The sequence below is a fragment of the Mucilaginibacter sp. SG538B genome (assembly GCF_013376065.1).
Taxonomy (GTDB): Bacteria; Bacteroidota; Bacteroidia; order Sphingobacteriales; family Sphingobacteriaceae; genus Mucilaginibacter; species Mucilaginibacter rubeus.
Window position 1 is genome coordinate 215176 of record NZ_JABMJI010000005.1, and the last position, 20031, is coordinate 235206.

The 20031-nt window shown below is 42.7% G+C and carries 16 protein-coding genes; 5 read left to right on the forward strand and 11 right to left on the reverse strand.

Going from position 1 to position 20031, the window contains the following annotated elements:
- Nucleotides 1–55: 55 nt before the first annotated feature.
- On the reverse strand, nucleotides 56–799 hold the full coding sequence (locus tag FHW88_RS24485; protein WP_176628279.1) for an SDR family oxidoreductase: 744 nt from the start codon (nucleotides 797–799) through the stop codon (nucleotides 56–58).
- A gap of 323 nt (nucleotides 800–1122) precedes the next feature.
- Between FHW88_RS24485 and FHW88_RS24490 the strand changes: the two genes are divergently transcribed.
- A complete protein-coding gene (locus tag FHW88_RS24490) occupies nucleotides 1123–2136 on the forward strand; it encodes a proline iminopeptidase-family hydrolase (RefSeq protein ID WP_176628280.1) in 1014 nt (337 codons plus the stop codon).
- 426 nt (nucleotides 2137–2562) lie between these two features.
- The gene (locus tag FHW88_RS24495) at nucleotides 2563–3288 is read left to right on the forward strand and encodes an alpha/beta fold hydrolase (protein ID WP_176628281.1); all 726 of its coding nucleotides are present in this window, start codon (nucleotides 2563–2565) and stop codon (nucleotides 3286–3288) included.
- A 583-nt stretch (nucleotides 3289–3871) separates the two neighbouring features.
- Here FHW88_RS24495 and FHW88_RS24500 read toward each other — a convergent pair.
- The 8 genes from FHW88_RS24500 to FHW88_RS24535 all read right to left on the reverse strand — a co-directional run bounded on the left by FHW88_RS24500 (nucleotide 3872) and on the right by FHW88_RS24535 (nucleotide 14156).
- Nucleotides 3872–4921, reverse strand: coding sequence for an aldo/keto reductase (locus FHW88_RS24500; protein ID WP_176628282.1), 1050 nt, complete (start codon nucleotides 4919–4921; stop codon nucleotides 3872–3874).
- Between the two features lie 919 nt (nucleotides 4922–5840).
- Nucleotides 5841–6245: a GlcG/HbpS family heme-binding protein gene (locus FHW88_RS24505; RefSeq protein ID WP_176628283.1), complete on the reverse strand. Its 405-nt coding sequence runs from the start codon at nucleotides 6243–6245 to the stop codon at nucleotides 5841–5843.
- 23 nt (nucleotides 6246–6268) lie between these two features.
- Complete coding sequence (locus tag FHW88_RS24510) at nucleotides 6269–6574, reverse strand: putative quinol monooxygenase (protein ID WP_176628284.1); 306 nt, start codon at nucleotides 6572–6574, stop codon at nucleotides 6269–6271.
- A 112-nt stretch (nucleotides 6575–6686) separates the two neighbouring features.
- A complete protein-coding gene (locus FHW88_RS24515; RefSeq protein ID WP_176628285.1) occupies nucleotides 6687–7364 on the reverse strand; it encodes a type 1 glutamine amidotransferase domain-containing protein in 678 nt (225 codons plus the stop codon).
- A 143-nt stretch (nucleotides 7365–7507) separates the two neighbouring features.
- Nucleotides 7508–8575, reverse strand: coding sequence for an NADH:flavin oxidoreductase/NADH oxidase (locus tag FHW88_RS24520; protein ID WP_176628286.1), 1068 nt, complete (start codon nucleotides 8573–8575; stop codon nucleotides 7508–7510).
- A gap of 628 nt (nucleotides 8576–9203) precedes the next feature.
- Nucleotides 9204–11702 carry a histidine kinase dimerization/phosphoacceptor domain -containing protein gene (locus FHW88_RS24525; RefSeq protein WP_176628287.1) on the reverse strand — a complete coding sequence of 833 codons (2499 nt, stop codon included), beginning with the start codon at nucleotides 11700–11702 and terminating at the stop codon, nucleotides 9204–9206.
- Nucleotides 11703–12091: 389 nt separating this feature from the next.
- The gene (locus FHW88_RS24530) at nucleotides 12092–13459 is read right to left on the reverse strand and encodes an NAD-dependent succinate-semialdehyde dehydrogenase (RefSeq protein WP_176628288.1); all 1368 of its coding nucleotides are present in this window, start codon (nucleotides 13457–13459) and stop codon (nucleotides 12092–12094) included.
- Between the two features lie 394 nt (nucleotides 13460–13853).
- Nucleotides 13854–14156, reverse strand: coding sequence for a putative quinol monooxygenase (locus tag FHW88_RS24535; RefSeq protein WP_176628289.1), 303 nt, complete (start codon nucleotides 14154–14156; stop codon nucleotides 13854–13856).
- A 1144-nt stretch (nucleotides 14157–15300) separates the two neighbouring features.
- On the opposite strand from FHW88_RS24535, the gene moaA reads away from it, so the two are divergent.
- A complete protein-coding gene (gene moaA / locus FHW88_RS24540; RefSeq protein WP_176628495.1) occupies nucleotides 15301–16296 on the forward strand; it encodes a GTP 3',8-cyclase MoaA in 996 nt (331 codons plus the stop codon).
- Between the two features lie 69 nt (nucleotides 16297–16365).
- Entirely contained in the window at nucleotides 16366–16515 is a 150-nt protein-coding gene (locus FHW88_RS24545; protein WP_176628290.1) for a hypothetical protein, read from the forward strand.
- Nucleotides 16516–16858: 343 nt separating this feature from the next.
- Here the strand turns inward: FHW88_RS24545 and FHW88_RS24550 are convergent, their stop codons facing one another.
- Together FHW88_RS24550 and FHW88_RS24555 are read right to left on the reverse strand one after the other, a co-directional pair.
- A complete protein-coding gene (locus tag FHW88_RS24550) occupies nucleotides 16859–17275 on the reverse strand; it encodes an SRPBCC family protein (protein WP_176628291.1) in 417 nt (138 codons plus the stop codon).
- A gap of 12 nt (nucleotides 17276–17287) precedes the next feature.
- Nucleotides 17288–18304 carry an aldo/keto reductase gene (locus FHW88_RS24555; RefSeq protein WP_176628292.1) on the reverse strand — a complete coding sequence of 339 codons (1017 nt, stop codon included), beginning with the start codon at nucleotides 18302–18304 and terminating at the stop codon, nucleotides 17288–17290.
- 917 nt (nucleotides 18305–19221) lie between these two features.
- Here FHW88_RS24555 and FHW88_RS24560 point away from each other — a divergent pair.
- Entirely contained in the window at nucleotides 19222–19917 is a 696-nt protein-coding gene (locus FHW88_RS24560) for a Crp/Fnr family transcriptional regulator (RefSeq protein WP_176628293.1), read from the forward strand.
- The last annotated feature ends 114 nt before the right edge of the window (nucleotides 19918–20031 follow it).

Consider the following 20031-nt stretch of genomic DNA (forward strand, 5'->3'; position numbering starts at 1 on the left):
ATACGTCTCAATGGATTCAAACGGTAATCTCCAATCTGATAAAACCCGCTCCCGGTCAAAAATCCTGAGCAGTTGGCCTAATGACAATTTCATTAATATCCACATCCGCAGGTTGTTCTATGGCATATGCAATGGCTTTAGCTATCGTCAACGCCGGAATAGCCTTTTCGTAAAACTGTTTGACATTGATCGCACTTTCCGCATGCTTGGTACTGAATTTTAATTCCGATTCAATTGCCCCGGGTTCGATCGTGGTAGTCCGTATATTTCCGCCTACTTCCTGCCTGAGCCCGTCGCTTATTGCACGAACAGCATATTTGGTACCGCTGTAGACAGTTCCACCCGGGCTGAAAACCTTGATGCCTGCCACAGAACCCAAATTAATGAAATGGCCGTTCCCTTGCTTTTGAAAAATGGGTAAGGCAGCTGCAATACCATAAAGTACCCCCTTTATATTGATATCAATCATTTTGTCCCATTCATCGGTCCTGACCTCAGACATCGGAGCGATCGGCATCAGTCCCGCATTATTGATAATGACATCGATTTTGCCGTAGGCTGCCACCGCACTATTTACTAACGAAGCCACCTGCTCTTTTACCGTGACATCTGTTTTCAGATAGATCGCTGTTCCGCCATTGGCGGTGATACTTTGAACCACCTTTTCCAACAGATCAGCCCGCCGTGCGCCGAGCACTACAATAGCGCCTTTTTCAGCCAGGTATTTAGCTGTTGCCTCACCAAGACCGCTGCTTGCACCGGTGATCACGATGACTTTTTTTTCAATGTTGTTTTTCATTTCCTTCGTCTTTGATTGTTAACAATTGGCTGAATACAGCTCCGTTAATAGTACGAAAGTATTGGATTAAACCAAGTTAATGACACATTCAGTCATAACAGGGATGATAACTGCTATTATCAAAATTATAAACATAGATCAATGTTTATCAATTCCTTAACAACAAGCCAATAAGCATTCATTTTTGTCCTGACATAGCGCATTGATCGGCCTGCGACTTCACGGTAAAGTGTTAATAAAGTTTAACACTTCGGATCTCCTGATTTAACATATTAATGAGGTTACTCCCTTATTTTTGAACTTTTTAAATATTACCTGATAGCATGAAAAACACTTTGATATGGATAATGATGATTGCCTGCATGGCATGTAGACAACCGCAATCCCCGTCTGCTGCAATTGATGGGCCGAAGAAGGACAGCATAAAAACCGGCGGAAGCAGATTGATCGGCGTCGGCGGAGGGCACCGCGTATGGACCAAAAAGATTGGAGAAGGTAAAATTAAAGTACTTTTATTACATGGTGGACCTGGGTTTTCCCATGACTATATGGAATGTTTTGAGGATTTTTTGCCAAAAGAAGGTATGGAAATCTATTATTATGACCAGTTAGGCTGCGGAAACTCGGATACACCTACAGATACCTCCCTTTGGACCATACCACGGTACGTGGAAGAAGTGGAACAGGTGAGGAAGGGTTTGAATTTAGACCATTTTTATATTGTAGGGCACTCCTGGGGCAGTCTGCTGGAGATGGAATATCTGAAAAAATATCAATCACATGTTAAAGGTGCGGTCTTCTCTAACATGACCGCCAGCCTTAAAGACTTTACGGATTATTCTGCTGAACTTAAATCAAGGATATTCTCCAATTCAGATAAGGCCCGCTATGATTCACTCGATAAACTCAAGGCATATACATCACCGTTATATTCAGATCTGCTGATGAATAAATTATACACGCAGGTGATATGTCGTTTGCCATTAGCACAGTGGCCCGAGCCGTTGCTTCGCGCTTTCAAGAAAGCGAACCAGCAGATTTATATGCAAATGCAGGGTGTGGATGAGTTCCACGTCACGGGAAATTTCAAGGACTGGGATTTCTGGGAACAATTGCCTGGCATCCATATACCGGTGTTAGTCCTTGGGGCCAGGCACGACGAGATGAATCCTCAAAGCATATTAAGGGAAGGTCGGCTGCTGCCGAACAGTCGGACCTATCTCTGTCCGGAAGGAAGCCACATGGCGATGTATGACGACCAGCAGCGTTATTTCAATACCCTGACCACCTTTTTAAAAGATGTTGAACAAGGTTCATTCAAACCTGATACTAAGTAGATTCTGCCATCCTTACTTAAATCGGAGTAGTCAGGATTTACGATTTGTCCAGCATTACTCGCTCATGCAGTTTCGATAATGGGATAAGTACTATCCCCAATAAATGCCCCCAAAAACTGTGTTTTACTAACTAAACTAACCGCTACAGTGAGGCTATCGAACTTCTGGACTATGCACCGGATATGAATGCATCTCGTGCATCCCTTACCGACGAGGACTGAAGTTTTGCACGAGCCGGCAAAGTACAGGCCAGGGTTCCTTGTATGTAATTATTATAAAAACTATAAGTGATACAATTCAAATAATAGCATAGAACCACTAAACTCAAACCAATCGCATTATTTTTGAAATAAAAATAGGAAAAGCATTCGGGATGCAACACCAATAGTCAAATCATCTAAGGTCAACTTTAAATGGTCAAAAGTCATGGAAATAGAAAAAGACAATCCGTATAACCTAATACGTTACCATAGCATAACGATAGCCGGTACTCAGCTATTCTACCGCGAAGCAGGAGACCCGGGCAAACCAGCGATTCTCCTTTTGCATGGCTTTCCATCTTCTTCTCACATGTTCAGAGATCTGATGAACTGGCTCTCGCCAGATTTTCACCTGATCGCGCCTGATTATCCCGGCTTTGGCTATAGTGGTTGCCCGGACGCCTCCACGTTTGAATATACCTTCGACCATCTTGCTGAAATTGTTGAAGAATTAATAGACTACCTAAAACTTGGTGATATAAGTTTTTATATGCAGGATTACGGTGGACCGATCGGTTTCCGGATCATTAATAAACGACCGGAATTGGTTAAAAGCCTGATCGTACAGAACGCCAATGTATATCTGGAAGGTCTCGGACCAACTGTTCAAAAAGTCGCCGCGTTGACGGCAGCAAACGATGTATCCGGCCTGGAGGCTACAGCTAACTTCATGATGTCAGCGGAAGGAATTAAAGAGCAATACATATCTGGCTCCATAAATCAAGACTTCATCAGCCCGGATAGTTATACCATGGATCATTATTTCATGGAACTGCCGGGCAGAAAGGCAATACAAAAGATCCTTTTCCAAAATTACAATACCAATTTTCCTAAGTATCCCGAGTGGCAGCAGTATCTTCGAGACCATCAGCCCCGGATGTTAATCGTATGAGGGAAGAATGATAAGATATTTCACGGTCCGGGCGCATTGGCTTATCAAAAAGACGTACCAAACGCCCAAATCCACTTATTCGAAGGCGGGCATTTCCTTTTGGAAGAATTTGGTAAAACGGTATCTGATCTCATTCGTGATTTTTTAAATACCTGATACTCCATTTAGAACACCAGGCGACAGAATATTTCCGAAAGACATTACATACGCCCGGATCATTTGACTTATATCTTGGTAATTTATATAACCTATCAATATACTAATCTTTATAATCGGCGGTTAATCCCAAATTGGCCGTATTGTTGGATAATTACTTTTACCTTATTTATGGCTAATGTCAATCGATGGTGAATTGCAATTATCCGTTTACGCCTGTTTTCTCCTAAAGAAAATTATTTTTTGAATATAAGATTAGAAAAACTCAGATCAACTTATCAGCCGGGATCCTTGATATATAATACAATATGGTTTTTACCGGCAGCACAAAAAGCCGGGTAATTCTAAAAATATTAGGCTGGAAATGAAAATCCTTCGATCGTCGTGATCACTAACTTTCCAATTAATGATGGGTTGATCAAACAATTTATGCCCAAATGGCAATGCCGTCAGATCCCCATTTAACCTGACGCTTTCCATAATTGACTGGTTCAATTATTCTCGCAACTTCGTCATCTATAAGCGCAAGATCATCAGCATCTAACATTATCGTCATGGCAAGCGCATTTTCGACGGCTTGTTCCGCATTTCTGGCTCCTGCCAAAACAGTCGAAATGCCCGGTTTCATTGTAGCCCAGCGCAATACCAATTGTGCTAAACTTGCGCTTTTTTCCCGCGCTAACGGCTCGATCCTGTCTAATAAGGATTTAACTTTGGAAAGTTCGAAGTGACTAAAATAATCGTTACGATGGTCATTCAATTTCAGGCGGGCGCCTGCAAAATATTTCCCAGTGAGTAGTCCTCTTTCCATTGGTGTATATGCAATAATTCCTAAGTCTTGCTTAAGCGCATATGGAATGATTTCTCTTTCAACTTCCCTGGTCAGCAAGCTGAAAGGAACTTGGTTTGACGCAAGCCTTATGCTGCCCTGAGCTTCCTTCATCTGGTCCACATTATAATTACAAACACCTGCAGCTCGGATTTTACCCTGATCAATCAACTTTTGCAAGGCCTCCATCGTTTCTGCGATTGGGGTGGTCGAGTCATTCCAGTGGATTTGGAACAGGTCGATGTAATCGGTCTTTAACCGCCTCAAACACTCCTCGGCTTCCTTTATGACATTTTCTTTGGAGGCATATCTGTATATCGGATAGGTTTTCCCATTGTGATCTAAATGAAACATAAAATCTCCTCTGCCATCATTACTTCCATCCCAAACCATTCCAAACTTGGTTAACAGTTGAATCTTACTTCGATCCCTGCCTTTTATGGCCAGGCCAATAATCTCCTCACTTAACCCCATGCCGTAAAAAGGTGCGGTATCAATGGTTGTTACTCCATGTTCAAGTGATGCTTGAATGGCGTCTTTAGCTTTTCCTAAATCAGTTCCGCCCCACAATATTCCTCCAATAGCAAAGGTACCGCAAGCAATCGCCGATAAAGTCAAATCTGTATTTCCTAATTTTCTTATTTCCATTGTTTGATGATATTCGGACTGGCCGCGCAGATAACAATTTCCTGAGCTTGCCATATTTTGAATAGTCATTAGCGTCCGTAGACCATTCTGATAAACGTTTCTTAACTATGGTTGCAACTTCTCGTCCGACGTATTGACCCTATAAAGGGTTCGATAAATCAACTCGCGGAATACTCTGCTTTGTTACAGTATAAATCCTTTTATAGTAACCGCCATTTCTTCATGCTGAGTTGTACGCTAACACTAAAAGTACTGTCTAAAGCTGTCTATACCATTCAATGATTCTGAAGCCCATTAAACTTCGGCAGCGTAGCCTTTTTGTTTTGATAAAGTTAAGGGATAGAATGAGAAAAAGGGAAACTATACGAATCATAAGTATTATTAGTTTTATGATCGTCATATTGGTTTAGATAAATAGGGGGGGCCACTGCAGTCAAGCCGCGATAAAAAAGATCTTTATAGGATAGGCTGTGCCAATCAAGAGTAAGCTTAGAGGATTGTATACAAATTAAAATTGTAAGCGGCGGGACCTAACTTTTAAGGCTTTGCAAGATAGTTTATAAACAACTCAAGCTCTCGGCAAATCGATGCCGATTAACACGTGGGGATCGAGGGCCTTCAATCTAAATCAAAACTCTAAAACAATATGTTATCCGTATCCTATCCATTTTGGATTGGTTCTGCTCCCAGCTATCGCCTTAAAGATTCGCAACCAGGTTTGACCATTTGCGAAAATGTCTGACAACGGTGCAAAAGCATTAGCGTCGGTACATCTTAAAGCCTTGCTTCCAGATCGAAAATAATTGTTTCGAATATGCCAAAGAACTGATAGTTGTTTGGATTTTCACTGTTGATGATCATGTAGCGTACTGATGCATTAATTCTTTGCCGGCTTTTGCGGAGAACGTATCATTATGGTTTAATCTTTATAAGCTGCAGCTCCGGCTGAAGCGACCTGGAAATCCTGTTCGACAGTACCGCCGGAAACCCCGATAGCACCTATCACTTTTCCGGTATCGTCCCTGATGACAATCCCGCCCGGAAAAGACACCAAGCCCCCGTTGGTCTGCTCTATATCATGCAAAGGGCCTCCCGGCTGCGAAAGTTTACCTATATCTCCTGAATCGCGATTGAATAGACTGGAGGTTCGTGCTTTCTTTAAAGCGATATCAGCAGAACCTAACATCGCGTTATCCATACGGACAAAAAATTTGATGTTAGCCCCTTCATCCACAATAGCTATATTCATCGGGATACCAATCTCTACCGCTTTGGCTATTGCAGCTTCGGCGGTTTGCCGGCACTGAATTAAATTGATGCTCATTGGATGAAATTTCTATTGAAACACTAAGCAAATGTCAGCGGAGTAGTCACATTGAGTTCCCGTGACTCCAGTAAGGGAACTATTTTTCCTACTACTATAGTTTGGAAATGAACGGAGTTGCGATGTTCAGCTGCAGCCGCTTCGTCACGGTATCCCTCGAATAGCAACAGGGTGTCCGGATCGGCGTTATCCTGCTGTATTTTATAAAATAAATTGCCTTTCTCTTCTGAACTTGCCTTAACAACTTCTGGTAACAGAGCAAGAACAGTTGCTAACTCGCCAGGTTTAACTTTCCATTTGGCGATAACATGAATTGGTGAACTTTTCATTCGATTGGATTATTGGTGAAGTTTTCTGAAGTAACCTCGATGTAATCGATTGTTAATTGATAAAGCTAGGACTGTCGCCTTTAAAAAGCAACAGTCATATGCATAATCTTTTTTAGGATTTTCCAAGTAACGCAACAATCTTTTCGCCAACGCCCTTCCCCGACGCAGGGTTTTGCCCGGTTACCAGATTGCCATCAGTAATACTGAATGGCTGCCAGTTTTCGACAGTATGGTATATTGCGCCTTGCTTGGTTAGTTCTGTTTGCAGATCAAAAGGGACATCAGCCCTTGCATAGCTGTCTTCTTCCTTAGTTGTAAAAGAAGAAATGTTTTTGCCATTTACAAGGTAACTGCCATCGCTGAGTTTAACATTCAGTAACGAAACCGGCCCGTGACAAACAGCGCCGACGACTGCCCCGCGCTCATAGGTTTCTTTAATCACCTTTTTGATCAATTCGTCGTCTGGCATATCAACCAGGGGGGCAAGTCCGCCGGGAATAAACACAGCATCATATTGACTTACGTCGACCGTAGAAAGTTTTGCGCTATTGTTACGCATATCGTTCCAACCTTTTCCGGTCAGGAAAGCAAGATTATCAGGGTCCGCCGCAGATTCAAGATCATCGAGATAGGGACTTTCGCCCGTTAGCGTGGCAAAATCAATTTGATAATTCGCCCTTGAAAATTCGGCATATGGATGTGCCACTTCTGGTAAAAAATTACCTGTCCTTCTTTTGTGCGGCCCAATAGTATTGGCGTTCGATGCAATGATCAGAACTTTCTTTTTCATGATGGTTTAATTTAGATGATAAATAATATACTATTTCTTATTTAGACTACATTACAAGTTTGGCTGTTCGGAGGGGAAAGAATGCAAATCATAACTAATAGGCGATCCGCGTCAGGCCAACCAAGATTTTCTGTAACTTAACTTTAAGTTGGTTTTGCCCTTTCATATTGATGTGGCCATATTATATCGGCATGCACGACAGCTGCTGCTCTCATAGGGAAATAAGGGTCGCGTAACATTTCCCAAGCCATCATAACCATATCGGCATCACCATTAGCCAAAATGGTTTCTGCCTGGGCCGCCTCTGTAATGAGACCCACTGTACCGGTTAGCACGCCTGTCTGTTTTTTTATATTGGACGCAAATGGTAACTGATATCCGAACCCAACAGGTATCTCTTGCTGGGATACCAGGCCACCGGTGGTTACATCCACTAAATCCACACCGTTGTATTTAAGTACCTCAGATATTTTTATAGCATCTTCCATAGCTAAACCGCCGTCGACCCAGTCTGTACCAGTGATTCTTACAAAAAGCGGGCGATCTTGCGGCCAGACCGAGCGTATGCCGTCAATGACTTCCAGCAACAACCGGATACGCCCGTTGAAGCCACGGCCATATTGATCAGTTCGATGGTTGGTCAGCGGGGATAAGAACTGGTGCAACAGGTAACCGTGAGCTGCATGTATTTCGATCACATCAAAGCCAGCACTTGAGGCGCGTTTAGCTGCAGCGGTAAAGTCACCGATTACTTTTTCTATGTCGGATAGATCCATCGCGACCGGATTGGGGTAATCGTCAGAGTATGGGATAGGCGAGGGGGCAAGGGCTTGCCATCCACCTGCGCTTTCAGGTAGCTTCCCGCGACCGCGCTGTGGTGCCAGGGTGCTGGCTTTCCGGCCGGCGTGAGACAATTGCACACCCGCTACACATTGCTGCGACGCAAGGAACGAAGTGATATGCTGCAGAGGAGGAATATGTTCATCCTTCCAGATGCCAAGGTCGTCCGGAGATATCCTGCCCTCCGGAGATACGGCTGTGGATTCAGTGATGATCAAAGCCGCTCCACCTACCGCACGGCTGCCCAGATGTATCAAATGCCAGTCATTAGCAAATCCATCCATGGCCGAATACTGACACATCGGCGATACAGCGATCCTGTTTTTAAGAGTCACATTTTTTATCTTAAGCGGTTCAAAAAGCTTGGCCATAATTATTTTGTCTGCCCCGGGAATAACCGGAAGGTTTTAATATTCAATGAATAACAGTTCTTTAACTTTCAGGGGTTATATTCGTGTTTTCCGATTTTTAATTATTTTTCCGTTGTCCCAGAGAACTTAGGATAGACCATCTTTCTACTGTTTCGCATGATTAGCGACCTGATCGAAAGCAACGGTCATAGCCTTGATTTTCTTTATAATCCAATAGACGGTATCTGTTCCGAAACCATGTGCTCCGGGAGAACCCATTTCAAATGCGCCTTAAACCAGCAAAACTTTTGGCTTTTAGACACTCATTATAGCATTCTTTTATCCTGTTCGCTTTTAGCTGACATCAGTGATAGAAAAATGATAGAAGCAATACCACTAATCGAGGGGGAAGTCGTAACAGTAGTTTTCTTATATAAAATTTTAATCCCTTAGTTTGCGTTGGAGTGAGATGCTCCAGTTCTATTTCAAACTTTCCTCAACAGTGGTTCTACTATGACAAATCTCCGAACAGATCTTAAATTTTTTATATCAGTGAAATGATATGAGTTATCAAATTCATAATATATAACTTTTGTTTAATGTGATGCGTCAGAGATCATAGACTGTGGGATCAAACAGGATAAATCTCTCAATCGTTTGCGATAAGAAAGCTGATTGTTATATTTAAGCCGTTTTCATTTTCGATGATAAAGCTACCATTCAGTTGCCTGGACAGCCCGAGTATCAGTTCCAGCCCAAGCGAATTGGATTGAGCTGGGTCAAAGTCCGTCGGCAGGCCAATACCGTCGTCGCATATTTTTAATACAAGTAGTTCCGCACCTTCTTTAAACAGCGTAATACTAACGGTGCCATTTCGACCATCAGGAAAAGCATGTTTAATTACGTTGACAACACATTCAGTTATAATCAGACCCAACGGTATTGCCTGTGTGGCGCCGAGATCCACTGGTTCAATGTCTTTTAAAAAAATAATTTCCTTTTCGGCTTCAAAGCTATCACTTAAATAAAGTATTAAATCGTTGATATATTCCTGCAAGGGTATCTTTGAAGAATTTTCATCCTGATAGAGTTTTTGATGGATCATTGATATAGCCTGCATTCGCCGCAGGCTATCTTTAACGGCCACCAGGGCAGCCTGATCTTTAATATAAAAAGACTGCGTATACAGCAAGCCGGTTACCAATTGAAGATTGTTTTTGACCCTGTGATGAACCTCCTCCAACAGCCAGTTTTTTTCCTTAAGTAGTTTGCTTTTATCTTTGAGTAACCTGTCCTTATCTGTATTTGCCCGCTCTAAAAACATATTTTTCTGATCCAGTTCCTTCTGATTTGCCTCAAGCAAAAGGTTATTCCGCTGCTTAATGCGATAACTATTATACAGTAATCCGATAATTAGTAATAGCAGTACAATTCCGGCATCAGTTATATGCTCTTTCATGGTAGCTTCGGCAACTCGTATCCGCTGCAGCTGATTTTCACTGTTCAGCAATTTTATATCCTTATTTTTTTTATCATCTTCATACTTCACCAAGAGCTCCTGAACGTGTTTTACCTGTTCATAACTGAATGCCGAATCCATGTACTTCTGACATAGGCTTAGATCTCCGACAGCCTCAAGGTACTTTTTTTCGGTCGAGTCAATCTTAAACAGATTATAATAATATGTCCCTTTTCTTTCAATCTCTATTGTTGGCGTATAAGCCCGCCCGCGGTTCAACAACTCCCTTGCTTTCTTAGTCTGCCCTATCCGGCGATAGAATTCGGCTACCTGAAAAAAAGCTGACGGCATTTCATCATGTACAAATGCTCCCGGGAATGTATCCGCAATGGCCAGAAAAGCTTTATAGTTTTTATCTGCCAAGTCATATCGCCTTAAACTTTGATAGGTTTCTCCAAGCAAATAGCTAAAGTTCATCCTTTCAAAAGCGGTTATCGGGGGGTAGCGGCGGCTAATCCTGTTAATCAGCGCTAGAGCTTCCCCCGGGTTTTTGGTTACGATTAAAAGATCTGCCTTTGCCAAGAATGATTTATACCAGTATAACCGGTTTGAGGATGAAATATTTGTCAGTGCTTTGTCGATCCATTTTAAAGCTTCCTGGTATTTCATAAGATGTTCGGACAAAAAAGACCTGCGGGAATAAAAATAGCTGGCAAAAACCGAATCCTGTTTTGTAACCAGCTCTTCAAGGCTTTTATCTGAGAATAGTATTGCCCCAGCTATGTCCCCTTTACGATTAGCGATATAAGCAAGTGCATCGTCAACGTATTGTTGCTGACGAAAATCTAATTCTTTTTGTAGGTTGCGAATTCTGAACATAACCTGTTCCGCCAGATTATATTTTTTCAGCACAAAATATTCTATGTTAATGTCTGACAACGTCTCTATTTCCTTTTCCTTATCATGCAGCTTCTGATAAATGGCAAGTGCTTTCTCATAATCAATGAGCCTCCCTGGCGCACCATACGCTAATAATTTCCCTTCAGTAACAAGTGCAAGGGCCATTGTTTCAGGGTTTCCATTTTTTTGGCTTAACCGTTTGATTTCGCTGCAAACCTTCAAACTTTCGGCTACACGTCCGTATTGATTAAGCACATTAGCATGAATAATCAAACTCGCTATCTTCCATTTAGCAGGTCCACCGGCACTCAACGCAATAGCCTCCTTAATATAATAGGAGGCCGCATTTAAGTCGGCCTTTTTCGAACCGGGCTTAAAAACGAAATAGCTCCCCAGTTCGATCAGCAGCCTCATTTTAAGCTCCCCGTTCAAACGGGTTAACAAAAGTTTGGCATCATCAATTTTTCCATGATCTATAAGGGTTGTGGCTAATGTTGAAGCCCCGTCGCTGTAGCTCTCATTATAAATTAAAAAGGGACTTAAACCATAGATTTTACAAGGAATAAGTACGGCGCTATCCATATCTATTTGGCCTTGGCTAACGGTAAACATGTAGTGTGCTATGACCCGTACCAACAACCTTTGCCTCGAAAAATCGTTATAGCCGCTAACGTTCGTCTGGCCATAAAGACCAAGACAATAAAATGAGAGGATGAAAACCTGGCTCAACCTCCAAAAATGCTTAATAAAGATTTTAATTCGAAGTTTTGTCAGATAGAAATATTTCATGACATTGGTTAGTAGGCTGAAAAATATTTATCCGAAATGCCGTTCAGTAATAGAGTGCCGGATATATTGAATAAATATCTCGGTTAAAAACTATTTCCTAATCACCTAACGGGGTGACAATTTCCGTCCAAAGACTAGGATGCATGAAAGCATAACTTAATATGAAACCGAGCATAAGGGAAGCGGTTTAGCCCGCTTCCCTTATGCGAAACATATCATATTGTCTATTCCTTTTGGGTTTATCATCATCAAGCAATTGAATCCCGGCGGGGTTGCCGGATAGTTACAATCAAGTCCAAGCGATCTCGCAGTATTGTTGCATCTCAAGCGATTGGCAGCTCGCCGAATGCAAGGCATTAGTTAAGCAACCTGATCGATAACAAATTGTGCTATTTTATGTAAACCGTTTTTATGTTTACAAATTCATGAATACCGAAATCAGCCAGTTCCCTACCATAGCCGGAGGTCTTAACACCGCCGAATGGCAACCGCGGGTCAGATACCGTACGGCTGTTTACGCAGCTCGTTCCAGCCTCCAACTGTGTTGCAGCTATACGCTCGCCCTTTACCAGATCCTGGGTAAACACGGCGGAGCCTAGACCAAAAACACTATCGTTAGCTATACGTATGGCATCGGCCTCATCTGACGCTTCAATAATAGAGGCCACCGGTCCGAAAAACTCTTCGCTGTAAGCGGCCATTCCTGGTTTTACATTAGTAAGTATAGTTGCCGGATAAAAAGCATGATCTCCAGGAGGCACTTCACCCCCCAGAATGCATACCGCCCCTTTTTCTATTGATCGTTTTACCTGATCATGCAATTCATCACGTAAATCAGCTCTTGCTTGAGGGCCAATGTCGGTTTCAGGATCTAACGGGTCGCCCATTTTTTTGGCTCTCATCTTTTCCAGGAACAGACGTGTGAATTCATCAATTACCGATTTTTCAACGATGAACCTTTTAGCCGCTATACAGCTTTGACCGCTATTGATGAGCCTTGCATCGACACAGGTTTGCGCAGCAAGTTCCAGGTCTGCATCTGCCAGCACCACATAAGCGTCGCTGCCACCAAGTTCCAGCACCACCTTTTTTAACACCGAACCTGCCTTAGTTGCAACCTGAATACCAGCGCTGGTGCTACCTGTAATTGTAACCGCCTTAATTAACGGGTTCTCAATAATTGCTGCAACTTTACTGCTGCCGATCAGCAATGTCTGGAATACATTGTCCGGAAATCCGGCCTCCTTTACAATAGATTCGATAGCCAGCGCCGATCCAGGTACGTTAGAAGCATGTTTTAACACCCCACAATTACCTGCAGCCATTGCAGGCGCCAAAAACCTGAACACTTGCCATAATGGAAAGTTCCAGGGCATTACAGCTAAAACAACACCAATAGGTTGAAATGTGACAAAACTTTTGCTTGCTTCAGTTTCTATCAACCGATCAGCTAAATATTTGCTACCATTTTCTGCATAATATTCACAGCAATACGCACACTTTTCTATTTCGTAATATCCCTGTGTAATAGGTTTACCCATTTCGCTGGCTAATAAAATGGCTAACTCTTTTTTGCGTTTTCTTAGTACAGATGCCATGTTCAACAGCAACTTACCGCGCGTTTCATGGGTTGAGGTCTTCCATCTGTTCCAAGCCTGGTGTGTGTCCTGGATTTTTTTTTCTACCTCTTCGGTACTTAGTTCGGCGTAGGCTTTGATGGTTACGCCATTAGCAGGATTGATTGATACAATACTCATGACTTTGCTTTTTTTTGTTATTGCTTATTCTTTGATAAGTTCATATTCAGAGCTGTCTTTTAAGAGTTCATCGCTGTAGGCGTACAAAAATTTCATTGATACCTAAGTGAGCTGGTTGCTCGATAGCATAGGAGATGGCCCGGGCTATCATTAAAGCCGTTACAGCTATCTTGTAAAACACGTTCACATCGCCCGGGCTTTGTTTAGATGTGGTTGTGAATTTTAAATCCGGTTCGATTGCTCCAGGTTCTGTTTTAGTGGGACATAGGTCACAGACACCGCCATAAAGCCATCAATTATAACCCTTGTTTTCAATATTATAGCCCATCTCTCTTTGTTGTTAATGTTTCTTTGTTAAGATTGACCTGTGTCTGCTGAATGCCTTTAAAAACGATCAGGTGAATAACGGTGTCACCTGTACCACTTCGCGCCATTCGAGCAGCGGTACTATTTTACCAACAACCAGTTGCCGGAAATGTACCGACGACTGATGGAGTTGCTGAGCCTCTATATCCCGGTAGCCCTCAAACAGCACCAGGGTATTGATATCGTTATTGCTTTGGCTTACTTTGTAACAGAGATTACCCTCTTCCTCAACACTTGCCCTCATTACCTTTTTCAGCAAACTGAGTACGGTGTCGAGCTCGCCGTCTTTTACATGCCATTTTGCGTAGACGAATAATCGTTTTTCATCCATAACTTTTATTTTACTTGCTTTTTAATCTCAAGATAGCCATCGTCCCCAATTAAGCCTAGAGAAGATGCCGAGTTCTGACCGGTTATAAATCTTATTTAGTTATACTTTAAGCTGCTGCCATGGCGCTACGATGGCATAAAAATTCGCACTATGGTTCTTGAGTAAGTCTCCCTGTTTAAACAAAACAAATATCATTTCCCCATACTACCTCTTCTTTGCTAGGCCGAAGCTTCGGAATGATAAATCGTGCAAGGCATTGGAAGCTTCTTGGTCAAAATAAATAACAACTAGTTAAAATGTATGTCGCATTGGTTTTATCGTTTACCTAAGTCAAACCAATTGTTATTTCGCTCTTAATACCGCGATGGCCACATTGTCTCTGACTTTAACTTGTATATTGTCTCAAACGGAAAAAGGGCTTTCGAAGTAAATCATTGGCTGTGATTTTCCTATCGGCTTGCGATTAGCAAAAATGTTCCTGCCTGATTTGCATTTTATCGTCAGCCAAGTTTCTGTTACCGTTTGCATTTTCAAATCTCGCTTGGCTCGACTGTTTTTCTAAATCATTTGATTTATAAGTATTATCATGAAAATGATAGAGTCCATTGATTTTTTTTGAACATCGAACAGTAAGCTCCTGTCGTTATTCTTGTGTAGTGGTAATTTATTCGTAAAACTTTAGAGATTAAAGCACTAATAACGACACTGTTTTTTTTGACTTTAGTCAATGAATGGGTAATTATACTTTGGTAAAATTGCTGATATCAAATATATTGTTGTTTGGATCGCCTGAAAACGGAGGCTAATTGTGTTTATCCAGCGAACCACGCTAGAAACTTCCGGATAACTGCCTCTTTAAGTTTGTTTTTTGGTGCGAATGGCTTATATAGAATTCTTAAGATTCGCTGATCCGGCCAATGAGTGACGATGAAAATTTGATGCAAAAAACTTTATGACAATTTTTAAGAAAATTGTTTCCCGATTAAAAGTTACATCGCTGTTGATTATACCTTCCGCTGGTTTGTTAGCGCAGGCAGGTGTGGTTAGCGATACCGCTAAAAAAAAGGATACGGTAAAAAAGCGTTCTCTGAAGGAGGTTCATATTATACTACGTTGACTTACAAATTTTGATTAGCCTGACATGATGAAACAACAGCAATTGATCGACAAATACGGAAGAACGTTGGATTACCTCAGGCTGTCCGTGACAGATCGGTGTAATTTCAGGTGCTATTACTGTATGCCGGAAGAAGGAGTGAACTTTGCACCGCGTAAAGAGCTTCTTACCTTTGACGAGATGTATGAAATCTCCAGCCTTTTTGTAGGGTGGGGCATCCGTAAAATTCGCATAACTGGTGGTGAACCATTTGTTCGGACCGGTATAATTTCGTTTTTGCAGCGGTTGGTAGTATTAAACGGACTGGAAGAGATTACCATCACTACCAATGGAACCTTAAGTGACAGGCACCGTTCGGTGCTGAAAGAACTGAGGATCCGCAAGATCAATATCAGCCTGGACGCACTTGATGCCGGACGGTTTTTCAGGATTACCAGGAGGGACAGCTTCCATCAAGTTTATCAGGGAATAATAGAGCTTCTTAAGGATGGCTTTGAACTTAAGCTGAATTGTGTGGTCGCTGAGGGGAAGAATATAGAAGATATTATCCCATTTGTCGAATTAACTAAAGAGCATGCACTGGCCATCCGTTTTCTGGAAGAAATGCCGTTTAACGGTGTCGAAGGCAATAAGCAGCCGTTTTCATGGGACTATAAACGGATCTACGAATATATTATTGCAAGGTATCGGCAGGTGATACCCCTGCTAAATGACAAAAATTCTACATCGATTAATTATCGTGTAGATGGTTATCAGGGAACATTTGGTATTATTCCTTCATTCAGCCGTACCTTCTGCGGGACATGTAACCGTATCCGATTATCGGCGACTGGGGAACTGAGGACCTGCTTGTATGGACCGCCGGCACTTAATCTTCGTGAAATGATACGCGTAAGGATGCCGGGCGATATATTGGAGCAGGCAATAAGAAACGCAGTGAATCTCCGGGCTGGCAACGGCTTCGAAGCTGAAAGATTAAGCGGCGGTCAGGCACATACCTCTATGTCTGCTTTAGGTGGTTAGGCCTCCCAGCAGCGCTGCAGTAAAAGCCTATATGCAATTCGTTTTTTATGAAGATGGACATCATGGCATTTGGAAAAGTTTACGGAGTTAATTGCTGACAAAGCGCCGGACGTAGGATCCGTACAGGAAACGGACGGACTCAGGGATTTTCTGAAGAAATACTATCCGGCGCTTAAAGGGGCAACATATATGCTGGCGGCAGATACAAAGCAGGTGTAATCAAAATATTAAATTGGCAGCCAATGCCATAATAGTTAATATGCCGCCTTTTTCGGGTGGCTGAACAAGGATATGAATGACCGCTACAGCAGACAGATTTTATTAGAAGGCTTTGGTGAGCCAGCCCAGCAGCAACTTGCCGGCGTGTTGAACTCGCCCCGGGGCCTCACTTTGTTCAAATTTCGCACGACGACTTTCATTGCGGCCTTGATACCCGCATCGGTAACATCAAATTCGGTACTTTTTCTAGCCAGCACCTTGCCCTCGGTTAACGTGCTAAACTATATTTTAATCCTCAATCCATGTTTTTATCTGAAATTCTTATAAGGTTCAATTAATCGTATCACACCGCCAACGATTGCTTCAGCGCGTTTAAGCCATTCTCATAAATGCCCTGAAACAGGGATGAAGCTTCCGGTTCTGATGTGTTTACCGGTGTGAATTCGCCAAACCATTCCACCCGCGCTCCCATGCCATCAGCACCCGTTTTGACACGCAAAGTCGAATGATAATCTTTTACCGGGAATGGAGCTTGTAAGATGCTGTAGCTATAACTGCGCTCCTTTTCGTCGAATGCCATTAAACGTTCGATAATAACACCACCATCCGGATTAACCAGGTGACGCACTCTTCCCCCTTCGCCTAATTCCGACTTAGGTATATAAGGAAGCCAATCGGGCAGCGAGTTAAATCCGCCGATCAACCGCCAAACTTTTTCCGGGTCGACGGGTATTTCAATAAATGCAGATGCTTTTGCCATGGTGGATTTTGTTTAATTTTTATCGATTGGAAGCGGAGCTGCGACATTGACCAGGTTATGTGCCCTCAGTTCCTGCCAAAATTTGGCAGGTACAACTGCGTGGAGCGCTTCTATGTCTTCCCCAATGCGACCTGGCTTACTGGAGCCTGGAATAACCGCAGCTACAGCTGGGTTAGCAAGTGCAAATTGTAAACCGGCTGACTTCATGCTCACACCATATTGATCGGCAATAGCTTTAATCTTTTCCACCTTTTTTAATATTTCGGGGGATGCCGGAGCATACTCAAAATTTGAACCGCCAACCAAAACGCCTGAGCTATACGGGCCGCCTACAACAATGCCCAAGCCCTGGGCTGATACTTCCGGCATTAAGCGCTGTAGCGCACGATCATGATCCAGCAGTGAATAGCGACCGGCAAGCAGAAAGCCATCAGGTCGTGCATTTTCAAGAGCAAGGATAATCTCAATAGGTTCCACCCGGTTTACACCTAACCCCCAGGCTTTAATTACGCCTTCGTCACGCAATCGGTCAAGAACCTTAAACGCCCCTTTACGGGCAGTTTCAAACTTATCCAGCCATTCGTCTCCATAAAAATCCTGAGCTACATCATGTACCCAAACAATATCAATATGATCGGTCTGAAGGCGCTTCAAGCTATCTTCAATTGAGCGTAATGTAGCATCGGAAGAATAGTCATTTACCATTTTATTAGGCCGGCCATATTTGAACAGATCTCCCTTTTCGCCAAGGTCTCTCTTGCTCACATCCTCAACTTCATCAAGAATAACACGGCCAACTTTGGTGCTGATAATGTACTCGTTTCTTGGATATTGGGACAGCACATTGCCTAAACGAATTTCGGCCAATCCTGCTCCATAAAACGGAGCGCTGTCGTAGTACCGTATCCCAGCGCTCCAGGCTGCGTGTACAGTATCAGAAGCTTCATGATCAGGTATATTCCTAAACATATTGCCTAACGGAGCAGTCCCAAAACCGATTTTGCCCGGAAGTAATTTTTTGATATTCATAGCGCTACTAATTTGATTATAAACGAAACGGAAATTCGTTTTCCGTAATTCTGTTTAGTGTAAAAGTACGGCGGCAATGAAAACAAAGATAAATTACAGGAATTATAAGTGTTATCAGTATTGTTACAGCTCCGCCCTCTGTGGGCGTGAATAAAACGCTCTTTTAGATCCCGGACCTGAAAGCTGTAACTAGAGTTGACCCATGCGTCGCTTCAACTGGAGTTGTTGAGATTTGATGATACTGTCAGGAGTCTTCAATATTTGTCTGCGGATAAATGTGCATCAGCCGATAATTATCAATGGCCATATTTTTTATGGAAAGGCTGGAGGGAGTTTTGTGTGTTTTTTTGAAGAAACGTCCGAGATAGTTGGGGCGATTGAAATGCAGGTAAGTAGCGGCCACCGAAACTGTGATCAGCTGTCATGCTGCCTATGCCCTCATGGAAACGATTGCTGAGAAAGCGATCCCTAAAAAAGCAGCTACCAGGGATAAAGAATTTGTTTACTTAGTCACGCTTACAGGTTATACCACTGGGCGATGCCTCGATGCAGCGCCAGATCAAAGCGCTCACTTTAGCCGAAAACCTACCGGCTATCATTACAGTTATGACAGACATAATTTAAATGATTTCATATTATTAGTTACTGATCCGATCTTGCTGCAATCTGTTACTGAACAGAGTGCGGGGTTACGGGTACGGAAGAGGCAGGATGTACTGTATAGGACAAAATTGATAATCTTATGCTAAAAAATGCAGCGAGGATTATCGAAATATGACCGGTGTGAGAACCTGTTCCAGAGACCGCCAGGAAGAGGCATGGTAAGAGTTTAGCATAAAAGCTGTGCTCAGCGAAATGCGGATGATTATCAAACAGTATAGGAGATCGATGAACTTATTCCACAAATAGATTAGACGATGCATACAAGCAATAACATAACAGACAAAGGTGCCTCAGTTCAGCCGGTATTCAAAATGCACGCGCTTAATAATGTGAGGGGAAAGTTAGTGTTACAAAAAACAGAAAAAGGTGCTCATGAAATGCTTTTGAGTTATATCCAGCGTTTCAGTAGCAAATCGCTGTCGGAGTGGGAAAAGGATCAGATCAGAAAGGCCTGCAAGATTAAACTGCTCAGGCGTCGGCAATACCTCTTACAGCAAGGTGATATTTGTAAGTGTGTTGGGTTTATCATCCAGGGTGCTACACGTATGTATTCAATCAATGAAAGAGGGCAGGAGGCGATCATCAGCTTCTGTGTCGAGGAAGACTGGGTCGCCGACCAGGAAAGTCTGGCATTGCAGCTACCGTCGCTCTATCATATCGAAGCAGTCGAAGATACAGTCATGCTCTTGATCCCTCTTTCGCACCTCCAGTTATTGTCAGCGATCGTACCTACGGTAGAACAGATGGTGAGCATAAATTATCGTCAGCAATATATCGCTACCCAAAAACGTATTCATGCTGCCATTAGTATGACAGCCGAGGAACAATATCTTTATATGTTAACCTGTAATCCCGAATACATGCAGCGATTTTCACAAAACATGATTGCTGCCTACTTGGGTATTAAACCGGAAACGTTGAGCAGGGTCCGTACAAAAATGGACCATTAAGACTATAGTCTGCCGTCAGATGAGCTTAAGTGAACAAGCCTGGTGTCGTAGGGGCAGTGCTGGTGTTAATGCACAAGTTTTTTTGCATATCAAGCACGGCAATTAAAGCTGGCT